The sequence below is a fragment of the Nonomuraea polychroma genome, from assembly GCF_004011505.1.
GTDB lineage: Bacteria > Actinomycetota > Actinomycetes > Streptosporangiales > Streptosporangiaceae > Nonomuraea > Nonomuraea polychroma.
The window spans coordinates 4,181,397-4,198,001 of the sequence record NZ_SAUN01000001.1 but is presented as its reverse complement, the minus strand read 5'-3'; the positions used below and the strand labels follow the sequence as shown (position 1 = coordinate 4,198,001).

The window sequence follows — 16,605 nt, the reverse complement described above, 5'->3', positions numbered from 1 at the left end:
GCCGTACCCTTCGGGCGGGATCAGCTCAGCGCCACCGGCAACCCGGTGCGGAACATCTCCTGCTCCAGCCAGACCGCGGCCCGCACCCCGTCGGCCGCGCTCGGCCCCACCAAGGTCACCGGGTCGGGCACCGCCTTGAGGTGCGCCGCGTCGCCGGCCGCGTAGACGCCGGCGACGCTGGTCCTGCCGTACTCGTCCACCTCGACGCAACCGTCGGGCAGCAGCACGCAGCCGAGCTGGACGGCCAGGTCCGTGTTCGGCCGGATGGGCGCCCGGTGGTAGACGGCTTCGCGTGCCAACGTGGTTCCGTCCGTGAAACTCAAGGCCAACGCGTCCAGCTCGCCCTCGATGCCCGCCAGCGGCGTCTCGATCACGGGGATGCCTCGGGCCTTGAGGACGGCGGCCACCGGTTCGGGCATGGTGCTCGGACCGTTCGTGCACAACACCACGTCATCGCTGTAGCGATCGGCGACATAGGCCGCCAGCATCGCGTCGAACCCGTTGCCGATGACGGCGAGCACTTTTCCGTTCGTCTCGTAGCCGTGGCAGAAGGGGCAGTGGAACACGCTCTTGCCCCACCGTTCGGCCAGCCCGGCGATGGCGACGGGCTGGTCGGTCACCCCGCTCGCCAGCAGCAACCGGGACGCCTCCACACGTTCCCCGTCTTCCAAGGTCACCGTGAAGCGGCCGGTCTCCCCCTCCGCTGAGGTCACCCGCCCTTGCCTGAGCTCCACCGTCGGATAGGCGGCCACTTCCGCGCGGCCGTCGGCCAGCAGGCGCGCGGGTGAGCCGCCGTCCCGGCCGAGGAACATGTGCATCTCCGCGGCCGGCGCGTTCCGCGGCCGACCGGCGTCCACCACCAGGACGCGGCGCCGCTGCCGGCCGAGAACCAGTGCCGCGCTGAGCCCGGCGGGCCCGCCGCCGACCACGACCACCTCGTACATCACGCTCCTCCTCTGTCGATCACATACATGCCGAGCTCCTCCGGACCGGTACGGGACACGACGAGGCCGTGCTCGTTCACTTCCTCCTTGAGCCGCTGCCCGTCCAGCACCCACCAGTCGTAGTCCACCTCCAGCTCGTCGACGAGCCGGTCGTCGTGGTACGTGCGGTACGTCATGTGCCAGGTGAGCCGGTCCGGCCCGGTGGGCTCGGCGCGGCCCCGTCCTTCGTATCTGCGCCGTCCGAGGCGGACGTCGGCGAACCTCGAGTCCGGCACCGCCGCTGCCTCCGTGGGCGGCAGCAGATTCAGCACCGCCCGGCCGCCGGGGAGAAGCCGCTCGGCGAGCAGTGCCCAGATCCGCTGCCGGTCGGCCGGGTCGAAGTGGCCGATGACGCTCATGGCGACGACGGCGCCGAGCCGGTCCGGCAGCTCGCTGTCCAACAGCCCCTCCGGCAGCACGGTCACCCGGTCGCGCAGCTCCGCGGACTCGTTCACCCGGGCCAGCAGGACCGACCGCAACCCTGGCGACGGCTCGACGGCCAGGATCTCGGCGTCGGCCGCTGCCGCCGCGATCACCCGCGTGCCGTGCCCTCCTCCGGCGCCCACGTCCACGATCGGGCCGGACACGCCGCGCAGCGCCTCCGTGAGCGCCGGGCCCGCTGTCTCCCAGGCCGGCGCGATCATCACATCGATGAACTCCGCCGATCCTTCGTATTCGTCGGCCACGCCCACCCCTTATGTCGTCTAAATCGATAATCATTACCATTCTTGGGGTATGTGGCATGATCGTCAAGGGTGTCAGGGCTGTGCTACCGCTGACGATGCGGCTGCGCTACGGCGGGAGCGCACACCAGTGCGTCTGGCGGCGGCGCTCATTTGCCTTCTCCTTCTGATGGTGCCCGCTGAGCGGCATCTGACGGCCTGGGAAACGCCCGGAACCCCGGGACTCCTGGCCTGAGGGCAGCACCCCGGCTCAAAGCATCTACGAAGAAGATCAACAGCTAGTGCAGGGAATTCGCCGGGGCGCAGTCAAGTGGCCTCAGCCAACTGTTCGGCCAGCCGCTCCAGTCCACCCCTGATGAGCTGCCCATACTCGTCGTCGCCAAGAGCGCCGATCCCCGCCCGCGCCTGCTGGAGGTGCTCACGGGCGCGCCCGAGATCACCCAGCTTGCGGTAGCACTCACTCACGTTCAGGTGCAACGACGGATACAAGCCGGCTACCGAAAGCGGCACCCCGGCTTGGGCCACCCGCTCATCGGTGATCAGGCCGACGGCGGCCAGCGCTCGCAGATCCCGCATCAGCTCCTGGTGCACGTCGTCCTGCACATCGGCCATCGAGTGGGCAAGGACGCAAACATGCAGCGGGTCGCCTTGCTCGCCGCCGATGTCGTCCCAGATCTGCTCGAACAACTCGCGGGCGGCTTCACGCTGACCTTGGTGGTGATGCAACTCCACCCCCTGGCCGATCCGGGCCATCGTGGGGTCGGCGGTCATCGGCGGCTCCTTCACCGTCGCAGGCGATCATGGTCAGCGTACTCGCCTGACGTGCCTGAAAAGATCACCTCACTTTGACCTGCGGGAAGAGGCAAGATGCAGAGCCGGTGTAGGCGCATCTCGTACGCCGGCACGTCGCGTTGAGCACGTCCGCCTGTCCGTGCCCAACCAACCTTGGTCCAAGATCAACTGTGTGCACGAGGCCGCGTGATTCTTACAAATATCCCGAGGCGACCTTGCGCCTGGCCCGATTGCGGGGTCAGCGCGCAGACTCGCAGGACTTGCAGGCCATCGGATTCGGTTAGGGCAGCCTGAGGTGTCCTGGTCAGGGCGCCGGGACGCGGGCCTGTCACCGGTGCTGTGCAGTGCCCAACTCGTCGCTGTACCGGGCGAGGACGTCCTCGGCCGTGGGGACGGGGCCGAACAGCTGCTCCTGGCGGCGGGGGTCGGCGACGTAGCGGCCGGTGTCGAACCAGCCGAACATCGCGGCCATGTCCTTGATCAGGGGCATGAAGCGGCCGGCGACGGCTCCTGCGGCGCGGGCGACGGCGGACGGGACGGCCCACACCTTGATCTTCTTTCCGGCCCGGCTGCCCATCCGGTCGGCTACCTCGCGCATGCTGACCGGGCGGTCCCAGCCGATGTCGATGCGCTCACCGTCGTCGGCCTCGGCGTCGACTGCGGCTGCCAGGTACGCCGCGAGATCGGAGGTGTGGACGAAGGTCAGCGGGACGGTGGTCTTGCCGATCCATATCAGGCGGCCCTTGTCGATCGGGTCGCCCGCCATGCTCGCGATCTGGTCGAGGAACGCCCCCGGGCGCAGTGCGAGGAACGGGACGCGGAGCTGTTCGAGTTTGTCCTCGGCGAGCTTCTTGTGCCAGAAGTGTGGGACATCGGGCGTCTTGTCGCTGGTGAGGATGCTGGTCAGGACGAACCGTCGGATGCCGGCGCGGTGGGCGGCCTCGGCGAGGTTGGCGTTGCCGACGGTGTCGATGTCGTGCGCGTTCTTGCCGCCGCGGGTGTAGCCGGCGGCGGTGGTGATGACGGCATCGGCGCCGTTCATGGCGGCGACGAGCGAGTGGAGGTCGAGCATGTCGCCGCGGGCGACTTCGACACCCCGGCTTTCGAGCCTGCTCGCGTCGGTGGTCGGCCGGACCAGGGCACGGACGTTCTTGCCGCGCTTGAGTAGTTCGTCGACGACCTTGCCCCCGAGAGAGCCGGTCGCCCCGACGACGAGGACCGGGAGGGCGGTGGAGTCGGTGGCAGTCATGGGTTTTCACTTTCCATCAGGTCAGGAGCGAGGACTTGGTCGCCGATGCCGAAGGCGGATGGGACGGGGTGATGCGGCCGGTCTCGAGGTGCAGACGGCCGGCCGCACCGGCGAGTCACTCGGATTCTTCTTGCGGAAGCGCGCGGCTGGTGAGCGCCTCGGCGATGGCGTAGGCGGTGTCGACGAAGGCCTCCGCCTGCTGCTCCGACAGGTTCCGCGCGGAGGTCTCCTCCAGGGCCTGCCACAGGGCTGCGATGGGTTTGCGCAGGGAACGGCCCTTGTCGGTGAGGTGGACCACCATGACGCGCCGGTCATGTGCGGCCGGCTCGCGGACGAGCAGGCCGGCGTCCTGCATCCGGCGCAGGGACTTGGAGACGGTGGAGTGGTCCAGGCCGACGCTTTCGAGCAGCTCGGACTGGGTCTGGCCGTCCCGGTCAAAGAGCTGCATCAGCAGCAGTTCCTGTCCGGGATGCAGGTCCATCGCGCGAAGCAGGGCGGCGGCGTGGGCGCGGTGGGCGCGGGCGAGCTGGAAGATCGCGTAGCTCATCGGCCCTTTGCTGGCCGTCGTGGGGATGTGGGGCATGGTTCCGGTTCCTCAAGCCGTGTGGGTGGGGTAGTCGGTATAGCCGGCCGCTCCGCCGCCGTAGTAGGTCGCCGGGTCGGGGGCGTTCAGCTCCGCGCCGGCGCGGAGCCGCTCGACCAGGTCCGGGTTGGCGAGCGCGAGGGCGCCGACGGAGACGAGGTCGGCCGTACCGTTGTCGATGTCCTTGGCGCGGGTGGGCAGATCGGTGCCGCCCCGGTTGAGGATCAACGTGGCCGGCCACTGCGCGCGCAGGGTTTCCAGCAGAGTGTCCTCGCCCGCGTGCATCACGTGGAGGTAGGCCAGGCCCAGCGGGCGCAGCGCGTCCAGGAGCGCCGGATACAGCTCGGCGGTGTCGGACTCGGCGATGTCGTTGTAGGGGTTGCCGGGGGAGATGCGCAGACCGGTGCGCTCCGCGCCGATCTCGTCGGCCACGGCGGCGGCTACGTCGACGGCGAAGCGGATGCGGTTGTCGATGGAGCCGCCGTAGCGGTCGGTGCGCTGGTTGGTGTTGTCGGACAGGAACTGGTGCACCAGATAGCCGTTGGCGGCGTGGATCTCCACGCCGTCGGCGCCTGCCGCGACAGCGGCCGCCGCGGCGCGACGGAAGTCGTCGACCGTCGCCGCGACCTCCTGCGTCGACAGCGCGCGGGGCTCCGGCATCTCCTGGGGCCCGGACGCGGTGAACATCACGCCCTCGGGGCGGATCGCCGATGGGGCGACCGGCCGGCGCCCGTGGGGGGTGTTGTCGGGGTGGGAGATGCGTCCGACGTGCATCAGCTGGATGACGATCCGGCCGCCGGCCGCGTGTACGGCGTCAATGACCTTGCGCCACCCGGCGATCTGCTCGTCATCGCGGATGCCGGGAGTGAGGAGGTAGCCCTGGCCGTCGGCGGAGGGCTGGGTTCCCTCAGTGATGATCAGCGCGTGCGAAGCCCGCTGGGCGTAGTACTCGGCGTTCAGCTCGGTCGGGACGCCTTCCGGCGTGGCGCGGTCCCGAGTCATGGGCGCCATGACCAGGCGGTGCGGCAGGGATATGTCGCCGACAGTGGTCGGCGTCCACAGAGAGTCCAGCATGCATGGTCCTTCGGTGCGGCGAGGCCCGGGTGGGCATCGCGAGAACGGCGGGCGGGGCGGATGAAGAGGCGAGCGCGTTCAGCCGACGGTGAGAACGAGCTTGCCCCGGACATGCCCGGCGTCGCTGACCTGCTGGGCCGTTGCGGCCTGGTCGAGCGGATAGGTGGTGACCGTGGTGACGACCTTGCCGGTCGCGGCGTCCTGGGCCAGGGCCGCCAGGCGGTCGGACGAGGCCTCCGCAGAACCGCCGGAGAAGGTGATGCCGAGCTGCTGCGCGCGGAAGTCGGCGATGGTGACGATGCGATCGGTGCCGCCCCGCAGGGTGATGGAGTCCTCAAGGGCGCCCTTCCCGGCCAGGTCGAACACCGCGTCCACGCTGTCAGGGGCGAGCGCCCGGACCCGCTCGACCAGGCCCTCGCCGTACACCGTCGCGGTGGCGCCGAGGGAGGCGAGATATTCCTGATTCCCGGGGCCGGCGGTGCCGATGACACGTGCTCCGCGAGCCGTGGCGAGCTGAACCGCCAGGGTTCCGACCGCTCCCGCCGCGCCGTGCATCAGCACGGTCTCCCCGGCGGCGACGCCGAGCAGGTTCAGGACCCGTTCGGCGGTCTCACTCGCCACCGGCAGCGCGGCCGCGTGCTGCCAGTCGAGGGCGGCGGGCTTGGGGGCCACGATGGTGGCCAGCGCGTACTCGGCGTACGAGCCGGTGTCCGACCAGCCCAGCACCTCGTCGCCGACCTGCACATCCTCCACGCCCTCACCTAGGGCGTCCACCACGCCGGCGAGCTCGCGACCGGGGATGGACGGGAACTGGGTCGGGTACACGGCCTCCAGCATCCCGGAGCGGATCTTGCCGTCCAGCGCGTTCAGCCCGGCAGCCTTCACGCGGACACGGACCTGCCCGGGGCCGGGCTGCGGGACCTCGATGTCCGCCTCGTGCAGTACTTCCGGGCCGCCGAAACGGTCGAAAACGATGGCTTTCATGACGACTCCTAACGTTGCGCCACGCATTAGGTGGCTAGACACATAATCACTGTACAGCAAATATGTGGCTAGCCAAGTATTTGCTGCCGCCCGGACCGAGCGAGATCGACTGCGGCCGTGTCGTGCTCGGCTTCGAGAGCACAACGGCCCTCGTCATTCGCGGCCTGGGACAGCTGGCGCTGAGGACTTCTTGGCTCACACCGCTGCACCGTGCCGGAACCACGCCACGCCGAACCAGAATGTGACCCAAGAAGCCGGCATCGCCTGAACCCCAACGCCCAGCGCGATTGCGACCGGGTCCCGCCTCGGCACCGGGACGGCTGCTCCTGCGGGTCTCACCGCGAACGGGTCCTCATAGATGTGAGCGGCGCGGGCCTGACCGTCGAGCGCCTCACCCTCGAACCCGCTCCTGGCGCGCCGAACGGCGTCGGCTTGCGGCCGGCCCGTCAGCTCCGCGACGAGGTGAGCCTGGACCACTCCGGCGGACACGCCCGGTTGCGGCTGCATATGCGCTTCCGGCCGACGCCCAGCCAGATCGACGAACCCACCGGCCCGGCCGGCGCCGCCACGGGATGACGCGCCGGGCAGCCGACCGCGTCGATACGACGGCGCCTGGCCAGACCCGCCTCGCGTTCGTCGCCAGCTCGCGCAGGCCACCGGCGGCGCCGTCCGGGTGCCTGTGCAGGAAGGCGCCGAGTTCGGCCGCAGCCCAGCCGAGCAGCACCAGGCCCAGCACGACTTCCACGGTGCAGACAGCTGCCAGGGCGAAGACGACGACGGTGATCACTGCGATGGCTCCGTGAGGCGGATACCAGGAGGTATGGATGCGTTCACTGGCCCGAGCCTAGATTCGTCCCGGCGCCGTTCCGACTCCTCCACGGCGAGCAGAGCGGATCTTTGCCGTGCTCGCCATGATCCTTTGCCTGGTGCGAGTTTACTCGTCGATGGGTCGCGGGAGCCGGGGGCCGGGGGGAACGACCCTCGGCTCCCGCAGGTCAGGCCGGCATCGTCGTGGCCGCTTGGGCCTCGATAGGAAGCGGACGGAGGATCCGGTCCAGGCCGGTGCGGTGCAAGATCTGAGCGCATCGGCCCTGCGCCCCGGCCAGCACCAGCCGGGCTCCGAGCTGCCGCGCTCGCCGATCCGCGCCGGCCAGCGCGGACACGCCGTCGAAGTCGCAGAACGCCACCCGCGACAGGTCCACGACCACCACGTCGGGTCGGTCGGCCAGGACGCGTCCCATCTGGTCGAAGAAGTCGCCGATCGTCGCGGCCTGCAGTTCGCCCTGCAAGCCGATCACCGGGCACACATCCGAGTGCCACATCCCGATTGCCAGTCCGTCCTTCTGACCCTGGCCGCGCTCCTCCACCGGAATCACCTCACTCGACCCACACTGCCCGGATTTGCGCCGATCATGTGACAGTCGGGGGCCCAAATCACGGCCGGCCACGGCAAGTCGCCGTTCGTCACCGGCAGGCGGCGCTGATCGGCGCCCCGGCCGGAAACGTCGAGCTCGCGACGTGCTCGCAAGGAGCACGGGAGACCGCTGCGGTTGTTCGTGGGGGATGACCGGGCCGAGGACCACCACGATGTGGAGAGGTGACGGACGGCTCCGGCCGGTGGCTGGCCAAGGCCCGGCTGCCCGAGGACGTGGCTGGAACGGCCCGGCTGCACGCCATCGTGGGCCGTCGTGCACGAGCGGGCAGTTCCCAGGACCGCTGCTTCTCGTGGGTCCCTGGGCTTTCTTACTCGGCCGGACCAAGTCTCGGTGCTGCGCGGACGTGCGCGCGTTCGCCTTGTTTCCCGATGAGGCTCAGGTACTCGACGGGACCGGCGCTGGTGGCCCCGAACCAGTGCGGGGTGCGCGTGTCGAACTCCGCGGCCTCCCCGGGCTTGAGGGTGAGGTCGTGTTCCCCGAGTACGAGGCGGAGCGTTCCGTTGAGGACATAGACCCAGTCGTAGCCCTCGTGGGTGCGCAGGTCGGGTTCCGCATTGTCGCTTCCGGCCGGGAGGACGAACTTGTAGGCCTGGATTCCTCCGGGCCTCCGGGTCAGCGGCAGGATGACAGAGCCGTCCCCGCAGGGGATGGGGCGCAGATTGATGCGGGGGTCGCCGGTCGGCGGCGCATCGACGAGTTCGTCGAGTGTGACCCCGTAGGCGCGAGCGAGCGGGAGCAACTGCTCGAGCGTGGGGCGTCGCAGGCCCGCTTCGAGCCGGGACAAGGTGCTGGTAGAGATGCCGGTCTCCGCCGCGAGGTCGGCGAGCGTGACGTCTCGTTGCAGCCGAAGGCGTTTCAACCTCGGTCCGACAGCGTCAAGAGTGCGATCAATGGCTTCATCCACCCTCCCCATTTTGCCATTCGGCAACAGCATTTGCAGATTCGCCTTACCGGCCCGCACCATGAGGGACGCACCCGCGGATGGGTGCACGATCTGCCGGCGCCGATGGGCCGGCGGAGAGATCATCGCGAACGAAGAGGACGACCTTTGGCGCACGAATTCGACAAGGACTTCTGGGAGCGGCACTGGCAACAGGGGCGAGCCGGCGGCCCCGGATCCATGGGCGGCAACCCGCCGAACCCGTACCTCGCCCGTGAAACCAGCGGCCTGACACCGGGCACGGCACTGGATGCGGGGTGCGGCGGCGGTGCTGAGGCGATCTGGCTTGCCTCCCACGGCTGGCAGGTCACCGCAGCCGACATCTCGTCCGAGGCCCTTGCCCGCGCAGCCGAGCGCGCGGCGACGAGTGGGGCACCCGAGCGCTTGCAATGGGTTGAGGCGGATCTGAGCGTCTGGAGCCCGGGCGCGCAGTTCGACCTGGTCATGACCCACTACGCTCACCCGGCGATGCCCCAGCTGGAGTTCTACGACCGCATCGCGGGATGGGTGGCTCCCGGCGGCACGCTGCTCATCGTGGGACACCTGCACACCCCGGGCTCTACCGGCCACGGGCACCACCCTCCTGCCGAAGCGTCGGTCACCTCCGCGGCCATCACCGCGCGTATGGACGGCACAGAGTGGGAGATCGTCACCGCCGAAGAGCACCTGCGCACGCTCTCCGGCCTCGGGGGCCGAGCGGTCCCCCTCCACGATGTCGTCGTGCGCGCCACCCGACGCAGGTAATCCCACCACCCGACTGCGCCAGGCCGCTGCCCGGGCGCCGATTCACCGTGCCTTCGAGAAAGGAATCCCATGAGTACGGACCGATCCTCAGACGCGGGAGCCCCCGACCCGACCATCCAAGACCCACGACACCGACGTACGATCTTGGCCGGGGTCTGCATCGCGCTCGTGGCGGTCATCGCTTCGGTGTCCGGGCTGAACGTCGCCCAGCCGGAGCTCGCCGTCGCATTCGACGCCTCGCAAAGCGAGGTCCTGTGGTTCATCAACATCTACACCATCACCCTGGCCGCGTTGCTCCTGCCGCTCGGCGCGGTGGGCGACCGGTGGGGCCGCAGGCCGGTGCTGCTCGCGGGCCTGCTCGTCTTCGGAACAGCGAGTGCGGCGGCGGGCCTTGCAACGTCGTCCGAGATCATGCTCGCTGCTCGTTTCCTGAGCGGCGCAGGCGCAGCGATGATCATGCCGGTCACTCTCGCCGTCATCACCTCGACCTTCCCGGAGGAGGAGCGCTCCAAGGCGATCGGCGTGTGGACCGGCGTCACCGGCGGTGGGGGCATCTTGGGGATGTACCTGTCGGCCGTCCTGGTCGACCTGGCGAGCTGGCGGTGGCTCTTCGTCCTGCCGATCGTGCTCGTCGCCGTCGCCATGGTCATGGCGCTGCGATCCATCCCGAACTCGCGCGAGACGTCTGGGCCCGGGTTCGACGCCGTCGGTTCGCTGTCGTCCGTGGTCGCGGCGGTCGGGCTCGTCTCCTTCCTCCACGAGGGTCCCGAACGAGGCTGGACCGCGCCCGCGACGCTCCTGAGCCTCCTCGTCGGCGTCATGGCCGCTGCCGGCTTCGTGGCATGGGAGCTGCGCCGACAGACTCCGCTCCTCGATGTCCGCCTGTTCCGTGAGCGAGGTCTCGCGAACGGTTCCGTGTCGCTCTTGGCGGTCTTCGGCGTGCAGGCGGGGATCTTCGTGGTCCTCTTCCCGTACTTCCAGGCGGTGCTCGGCTGGTCCGGTCTGCGTTCCACCTTGGCGCTCATGCCGATGGCGCTGCTGATGATGTTCGCCTCCGGCCTCGCCCCGCAGGTGGCCGCACGCATCGGCAGCCGCTCGACGATGGCGTCGGGGATCGTCCTGGGCGGCGCGGGGCTGGTCCTCATGGCCAGCTTCGTCTCCGTCGACGGCGGCTACCTCTCGATCCTCCCCGGGATGCTCGCCATGGGACTTGGCATGGGATTGACGATGACGCCCTCCACCGAGGCCATCACCACCGCCTTGCCGCGTGAGCGTCAAGGCGTCGCATCCGCACTCAACGACGTCACCCGGGAGTTCGGCACCGCGCTCGGTGTCGCACTGCTCGGAGCGGTCTTGAACGCCGGCTACCGCGGCGCCATCGACTCCCGGCTCGGCGGAGTGCCGGACGCCGCCGCCGCCAACGCCCGCGAGGGCGTCGCCAACGCCCTCGCGGCCGCCGACGGGGCCGGTCCCCAGGCGCAGGCGCTGACCCGAGCCGCCCAAGAGTCCTTCGTCGACGGCTGGCAGCAGGCCATGTGGGCAGGCGCAGCAGTCATGGCGGTCCTGTTCGTCTACGTTCTCGTGCGAGGCCCGCAGCGACGGACCCCAGGTTCCGGCAGGAACAGCCGTGCATCCAACGAAGTAGCCGCCGACCTGCGCTGACTCACCAAGGGGACGCTCACCGGAACACCCCCGCACGCGCGGAGATCTTCCGCTTCTCAGCGCAGCCAGGGCCGGGACCCACCGGTCAGCCCCCCACACGCGGGGATCTTACCGACGGTCAGAAGGGCATCGCCGCCGCTCATCGCCGCGAGGCCGAGGGCCGCACGCTGCCGGGGAGGCCCGACCTCGAGGCGGGTCCCCCGCGCGTCAGCCGCCGTTCGGGCGCGGCCGGGCACGTACGTGAGCGCGTTCCCCCTGGGGCCCGAACAGGATGAGCAGCTCGACCGGCGTGGCCCCGGCATTCCCCATCCAGTGCGGGACATGCGTGTCGAATTCGGCCACCTCACCAGGCGCCAGGATGAGGTCCTGGTCACCGAGCACGAGCCGTAGCCGGCCGCTGAGCACGTAGAGCCACTCGTAACCTTCATGGCGCTGCGGATCGGGCGCCGTAGGGCCCGTCGCCCCGGGAATGATCAGCTTGTACGCCTGGGTGCCGCCCGCCTTGTGGGTCAGCCGGATGTACGTCATGCCGTCGCGCTGGATCGGCCGCAGGTGGACGCGCGGGTCGCCGGTCTGCGGTGCCCCGATGAGCTCCTCCAGTGGCATGCCGTGGGCCCTGGCCAGCGGGAGGAGGAGTTCGAGGTTCGGCCGCCGCCCGCCGCTCTCCAGACGCGACAGAGTGCTCTCCGAAATGCCGGTTTCCGCGGCCAGCTCGGCCAGGGTCAGGCCGCGATGGCGGCGCAACCGCCGAAGCCTCGGCCCCAGGGCCGTCAGCGCGGCCTCGAGATCGTCGTCCACAGTGGCCATCCTTGCCGGCTCGGCAACGAGGAACGCAAGCGCCGGACGCGGGTCCACGTCCGGTCATGGCGTCAACCGTCCACGGATGCGCTCGATTCCCTCCGTGCGTCTCTTGCCGGGGCGGCAATTTTTCGTGCGTCCGCATCCGGGAGTGACGCAGACTCGCAGCCGTGCGACGCCGGCCAGGCGCCCACCACGTCACTGCCGGCCGCGGTCAGAGCCGGCCACAGTCAGAAAGGACGCTCGCGGTGAGCACCCAACCCCTTCAGAGCGCCGGCCACGATCCGGGCGACGACCGCGTCATCCCGCCGGGTCAACGGCCGGCGGCGAGCGACCACTCACCTTCCGCACAGCGGCTGCGCTACCCGGCGGTCATCGTGTTGTGCCTCACCCAGCTCATCCTGGTGATCGACAACAGCGTGGTGAACGTCGCGCTGCCGCAGATCCGGCACGCGCTGGGCTTCTCGGCGACCGGACTGTCCTGGGTGGTCACCTCCTACGCCCTGGTCTTCGGCGGTCTGGTCCTGCTCAGCGGAAAGGTGGGGTCGATCATCGGCCCGCGCCGCGCGTTGCTGATCGGCGTGTCGATCTTCACCGTCGCCTCGGCGCTGGGCGGGGCGGCCACGATGCCGGCGATGCTCATCGCCGCGCGCATCCTGCAAGGTCTGGGAGCGGCGCTCGCCGCGCCGGGCACGCTCGTGCTGCTGATGTCGATCACCAGGCCCGGTCCGCAGCGCGCCCGGGCGATGACCGTGTTCGTGCTGGCCATCAGCATCGGCGCCGCGCTCGGTCTGCTCCTCGGCGGGCTGCTGACCACGTCACTGGGCTGGGAATGGGTCATGTTCGTCAACATCCCCATCGGCCTGGTCGTCCTCGTCGGGGTACGCCTGCTGGTGCCGGAGGCGCCCCGCGCGCCGGCCCGCCTGGACGTCGGCGGGGCCGTCGCATCCACGACCGGCATGACCGCCCTGGTCTACGGCCTCATCAACGCCGAGTCGCAGGGCTGGGCCAGCCCGCCGGTCCTCGTCTCGTTCGCGCTGGCGATCGCCGGGCTGCTCGCCCTGGTCCTCATCGAACGGCGCCACGCCGCCCCGGTCGTGCCGCTGGAGTTCTTCACACAGATGCGCAGCGCCGCCCCGCTGGTGGCCATGATGCTCATCCCGGCGGGCCAGGCCGGTTTCCTCTACTTCGCCGCGCTGTTCACCCAGAACGCCCTGGGCTTCACCCCGCTGCAGACGGGGTTGTCCGTCCTGCCCTTCAGCGCCGCGCTACTCGTCACGAACGTCCTGACCAGCCGTCTGGTGACGCGACTCGGAGAGCGGATCGTCGGCTCCCTCGGGATGGCCGGCTTGCTCGCGGGGTTGGTGTGGATGTCGCGGATCGACGCCGCCGACACCTTCGCGGGCGGCCTGCTCGGGCCGTTCGTCCTGCTCGGCCTCGGCGCGGGGCTGACCATCGCGCCGCTCACCGCCGTCATCATGCACCAGGCGCCCCCCGCCCATGTCGCCGCCGCGTCCAGCCTCAACCAGGCCATGCAGCAACTCGGCGGCGCGCTCGGCCTGGCCGTGATGACCACCGTGTACGGCAGCGCCGCCGCGGGCGGAGCCGGCGAGGCGGGGGCGATCGCCACAGCCCTCACCGCCGGGGTCGTCTTCCCCCTGCTCGCCCTGACCCTCTTCGCCACGTGGGCCCGCCCCACCACGACCACGCACTGACCGACACGACACAAGAGAACGGAGAACCACGATGAGCGACGCCCACGTTCCCACCAGCCCGATCACCGGCGATGACACCAGCCCGCAGGAGTTCACACGCTCCTGGCAGCAGTGGAGGGCCGGCTGGGAGCAATGGCTCACCCAGCCCCTGGGCTGGCTGGCCGCCACCTCGCACGAATGGCTCGACGACACGCCCCGGCACTATCCCGGGCTGCCCGGCCGGTGGTGGCAGCACGGGGACGCCATCCACATCGACCCGGAGGGCACCCCGATGGCGTTGGGAGAGGAAACCTTCACCGCCGAACGCCGGTTCACCCTCGCCGGCGCCCCCGACGACCTCCGGGTCGCCGTGGGCGAACGGGAGGTGGGCATCACCTACCGGGGCACGTACCTGATCGTGGCCTACGACCCGAACTCACCGGCACGACGCGACTTCGACGGCGTGCCCGTCTACGAGCCCAGCCCGCGATGGGTGCTGCCGGGCCGCCTCGAACGCTATGACTCGCCCACCTCCGTGACGCTCGACTCCGTCGGCTGGAGCACCCACACCCACGAAACGCCCGGCCTGGTGCACTTCGAGTACGCCGGCACCAAGCACACCCTCCAGGTGCTCAGCTCACACGGAATGCTGCTCACGGTCTTCACCGACGCCACCAGCGGCGTCACCACCTACGGGGCCGGCCGCTCCCTGGACATCCCCAGCCCGGACAGCGAGGGCAATGTGATGCTCGACTTCAACCGCACCGTCAACCTGCCGTGCGCGTTCAGCGAGCACTTCCCCATCTGCCCACTGCCGCCATCGACCAACCGGCTCCCCTTCGCCATCGAGGCCGGAGAGAAGACACCCCGCTGAGGGAACTGAGCGCGTGAGCGAACGGCACGCACACGACCCTCAACGCCGCCCGGCGTATCGCGGTGCGGCCCTGGCCAGCCCGATCCGCAGACCTGCATCCTGATCCGGCGCGCGCCGGATCAGGACGGCGGTCTGATCCGGCGTGATCCGCCGGTCAGCTCGACTTCTGCCCGTCGAGCGTCTCCCGCAGGATGTCGGCGTGCCCGGCGTGCTCGGCCTCGGTGATGTCGATCTCGACGGACCATCTCTTGGCTTCCATGAAATCCTTGCTCAGCTTCGAGGAACGATCTTGAGGGACCTCACCAGTGTGTCGACGTCGGGCCACAAGCGCCGGTGGGTGTCGGGAATGGTGATCCACAGGACCGCGGGCCGAGGGCGTCCCGTGTCGACCGCGATGGCGACCGACAGCTCCTGCCTGGCCTTGCGCCCGTCCGGGCTCGGCGGCATCTGGATCATCCGGGCGATCAGCCAGCCACGCCGCACCGGCTGCGAGGCGATGTCACGGCCCTTCGTCCCGGCGGGGAACGCGTTGCCCTGTTTGTAGTCGAGCATCGCCCGGGCGGCGTCGTAGAGGCTTTCTCCGGCATCGAGGTCTGACCACAGGTGCTGGGAGTCGATGTCGGCCCACCACTCGCGATCGTCGTCCGGGCCGTAGGTCTCGGTCAGCAGCGTCTGGCGGAGGTTGTAGCGGCCGTCCTTGATGGGGCCGTCGCCGATCGGCCGACTCCGCCGCCACGGGGAGCCCAGCTCGGCGAACGACAGCCCGGTTTTGGGATCGGTCACCCTACCGATCACGGCGGAACCCCGGCCCCGGTAGCGGCGGAGCGTGACGACTCTCCCCTCGGGGATCCTCGTGACCTCGACTTCGCTCCGGGACGGGGTCGCCGTCGCACGGGCCGGGGTGGGCGACGGCTCGGCGGTCGGAGGGCTGATGGGAGCGGCCGTCACGCTCGGATACGGGCTCGGCATTGAAAGGGGCGCCGGAGCGGATCCGCCATCGACGGCCATGGGGATGCCGATGACGAGTTCGGCGAGGAGGACGGCGGCACCGAGGAGCGGGATCCACGATGGGAACGGCGCCATGAGCCGTCGCATGCGGTGGGAGGTGTGCGGCATGGGTCAGCCCTCCCGGGGGATCAGGGTGAGGCCGGCGAGCCGGGCCTGTTCGACGCTCTCGTGCAGGGATGCTTCGAGGTGCTTGGCGCGCTCGGTCAGCTCGCCGACCTCGCCGGCTGCCAGGTCGTCCCGCACGGTTCTGGAGAGCAGCTCGCGATAGGCGTCGCCGTCATCTGCCAGGTCCTGCAGGGTCCGCCACTCGGCGTACACCTCCTCGGCCTCTTCAGTACGCCGCGCGTACTCCTCCAGGGAGGAGATGCGCCGAGCCAGCGCGCGGGTCGCCACCTCGAGAGCCTCGTCCTGGGATTGGAGCATGGCGGAGATGCGTTCGGTGAGGCGCCCCGACCGCGCGCCTGCCTGCTCGCGCCGCAGCCGGGTCAGCTCGGTCAGCGTCTCGGCGATCTCCCATTCCTGGCGGGGCAGGACAACCCGGTTCGCGATGTCGTCGAGCAGGCCGTCCCGATCGAGCCTGGACCGCAACACCGTCGCGGTGGCGGCCACCGTCCGCTCCAGCAGCGCGGCGTCCATCGGCTCCAGCATCGCGGCGGTCACGTACCTGCCGCGGTGGCGGCGGCCGTATCCCGCCACGGGCGACTCGCCCGCCAGTGCCAGGAGCACCAGGAAGGCCGCCGCCTGCACGGACAGGCCGGCGAGGAAGAACGCGGTGAAGCCGTACCGGATCAATATGACGAGCATGGCCGCCTGCAGCAGCAGCCCGGCAAGGAGCACGAGCCGGCCACGGTGGACCAGGCCGACGACGAGCGGGAGGAAACTCCACAGCGCCGACTGAGGTAGGGCGGTCAGGACGTCACCGAGCGTCCGCCCGCCCCAGGCGGGCCGCTCAGGAGTAGGCGGCAGGAGCTCCGGTTGGGCGGCCATCAGCCGGCGGTGACCCTCGGGAAGGCTGGGGTCGAGGACGATCGCGCTCACGAACCGTGACTATCTCAAGAGGCCGTTTCCGCGCGCTTGCGGGCCGCTTGCACGAGGGCGGGC

Annotated in this window: 18 protein-coding genes; 5 read left to right on the top strand and 13 right to left on the bottom strand. The window is 70.1% G+C overall.

The window, feature by feature from the left end:
* Positions 1-20 precede the first annotated feature (20 nt).
* The 7 genes from EDD27_RS19200 to EDD27_RS19170 all read right to left on the bottom strand — a co-directional run bounded on the left by EDD27_RS19200 (position 21) and on the right by EDD27_RS19170 (position 6,348).
* On the bottom strand, positions 21-944 hold the full coding sequence (locus tag EDD27_RS19200; RefSeq protein WP_127933634.1) for an NAD(P)/FAD-dependent oxidoreductase: 924 nt from the start codon (positions 942-944) through the stop codon (positions 21-23).
* Positions 944-1,669, bottom strand: a complete 726-nt coding sequence (locus tag EDD27_RS19195; RefSeq protein ID WP_127933633.1) for a class I SAM-dependent methyltransferase — start codon at positions 1,667-1,669, stop codon at positions 944-946. The genes EDD27_RS19200 and EDD27_RS19195 overlap by 1 nt, the downstream gene beginning before the upstream one ends.
* A 303-nt stretch (positions 1,670-1,972) precedes the next feature.
* A complete protein-coding gene (locus EDD27_RS19190) occupies positions 1,973-2,437 on the bottom strand; it encodes a hypothetical protein (protein ID WP_127933632.1) in 465 nt (154 codons plus the stop codon).
* A 349-nt stretch (positions 2,438-2,786) separates the two neighbouring features.
* Positions 2,787-3,707 (bottom strand): SDR family oxidoreductase, encoded by a 921-nt coding sequence (locus tag EDD27_RS19185; protein WP_127933631.1) that lies wholly within the window; start codon positions 3,705-3,707, stop codon positions 2,787-2,789.
* 115 nt (positions 3,708-3,822) lie between these two features.
* The gene (locus EDD27_RS19180) at positions 3,823-4,290 is read right to left on the bottom strand and encodes a MarR family winged helix-turn-helix transcriptional regulator (RefSeq protein ID WP_127933630.1); all 468 of its coding nucleotides are present in this window, start codon (positions 4,288-4,290) and stop codon (positions 3,823-3,825) included.
* Between the two features lie 12 nt (positions 4,291-4,302).
* Entirely contained in the window at positions 4,303-5,364 is a 1,062-nt protein-coding gene (locus EDD27_RS19175; RefSeq protein WP_127933629.1) for an alkene reductase, read from the bottom strand.
* Positions 5,365-5,442: 78 nt separating this feature from the next.
* Positions 5,443-6,348, bottom strand: coding sequence for an NADP-dependent oxidoreductase (locus EDD27_RS19170; protein WP_127933628.1), 906 nt, complete (start codon positions 6,346-6,348; stop codon positions 5,443-5,445).
* Positions 6,349-6,708: 360 nt separating this feature from the next.
* On the opposite strand from EDD27_RS19170, the gene EDD27_RS19165 reads away from it, so the two are divergent.
* Positions 6,709-6,924: a hypothetical protein gene (locus EDD27_RS19165; RefSeq protein ID WP_127933627.1), complete on the top strand. Its 216-nt coding sequence runs from the start codon at positions 6,709-6,711 to the stop codon at positions 6,922-6,924.
* Positions 6,925-7,343: 419 nt separating this feature from the next.
* Here the strand turns inward: EDD27_RS19165 and EDD27_RS19160 are convergent, their stop codons facing one another.
* The gene (locus EDD27_RS19160; protein ID WP_164903691.1) at positions 7,344-7,646 is read right to left on the bottom strand and encodes an STAS domain-containing protein; all 303 of its coding nucleotides are present in this window, start codon (positions 7,644-7,646) and stop codon (positions 7,344-7,346) included.
* Between the two features lie 445 nt (positions 7,647-8,091).
* Complete coding sequence (locus tag EDD27_RS19150; protein ID WP_421917303.1) at positions 8,092-8,697, bottom strand: helix-turn-helix domain-containing protein; 606 nt, start codon at positions 8,695-8,697, stop codon at positions 8,092-8,094.
* Positions 8,698-8,832: 135 nt separating this feature from the next.
* On the opposite strand from EDD27_RS19150, the gene EDD27_RS19145 reads away from it, so the two are divergent.
* Together EDD27_RS19145 and EDD27_RS19140 are read left to right on the top strand one after the other, a co-directional pair.
* A complete protein-coding gene (locus EDD27_RS19145) occupies positions 8,833-9,468 on the top strand; it encodes a class I SAM-dependent methyltransferase (protein ID WP_127933625.1) in 636 nt (211 codons plus the stop codon).
* Positions 9,469-9,537: 69 nt separating this feature from the next.
* A complete protein-coding gene (locus EDD27_RS19140) occupies positions 9,538-11,130 on the top strand; it encodes an MFS transporter (protein WP_127933624.1) in 1,593 nt (530 codons plus the stop codon).
* A 207-nt stretch (positions 11,131-11,337) separates the two neighbouring features.
* Here EDD27_RS19140 and EDD27_RS19135 read toward each other — a convergent pair whose 3' ends face one another.
* Positions 11,338-11,928: an XRE family transcriptional regulator gene (locus tag EDD27_RS19135; RefSeq protein ID WP_206641512.1), complete on the bottom strand. Its 591-nt coding sequence runs from the start codon at positions 11,926-11,928 to the stop codon at positions 11,338-11,340.
* 248 nt (positions 11,929-12,176) lie between these two features.
* Here EDD27_RS19135 and EDD27_RS19130 point away from each other — a divergent pair, with 248 nt between their 5' ends.
* Together EDD27_RS19130 and EDD27_RS19125 are read left to right on the top strand one after the other, a co-directional pair.
* Entirely contained in the window at positions 12,177-13,643 is a 1,467-nt protein-coding gene (locus tag EDD27_RS19130; RefSeq protein ID WP_164903690.1) for an MFS transporter, read from the top strand.
* Positions 13,644-13,674: 31 nt separating this feature from the next.
* Positions 13,675-14,496, top strand: a complete 822-nt coding sequence (locus tag EDD27_RS19125; protein WP_127933621.1) for a DUF1684 domain-containing protein — start codon at positions 13,675-13,677, stop codon at positions 14,494-14,496.
* A 154-nt stretch (positions 14,497-14,650) separates the two neighbouring features.
* On the opposite strand, the gene EDD27_RS19120 is transcribed toward EDD27_RS19125, so the two are convergent.
* The 3 genes from EDD27_RS19120 to EDD27_RS19110 are packed head-to-tail and all read right to left on the bottom strand — an operon-like array spanning position 14,651 to position 16,542.
* The gene (locus EDD27_RS19120; protein WP_127933620.1) at positions 14,651-14,755 is read right to left on the bottom strand and encodes a DUF664 domain-containing protein; all 105 of its coding nucleotides are present in this window, start codon (positions 14,753-14,755) and stop codon (positions 14,651-14,653) included.
* Positions 14,756-14,766: 11 nt separating this feature from the next.
* Positions 14,767-15,612, bottom strand: a complete 846-nt coding sequence (locus EDD27_RS19115) for a hypothetical protein (RefSeq protein WP_127933619.1) — start codon at positions 15,610-15,612, stop codon at positions 14,767-14,769.
* Positions 15,613-15,615: 3 nt separating this feature from the next.
* Entirely contained in the window at positions 15,616-16,542 is a 927-nt protein-coding gene (locus EDD27_RS19110) for a hypothetical protein (protein WP_127933618.1), read from the bottom strand.
* Between the last annotated feature and the right edge of the window lie 63 nt (positions 16,543-16,605).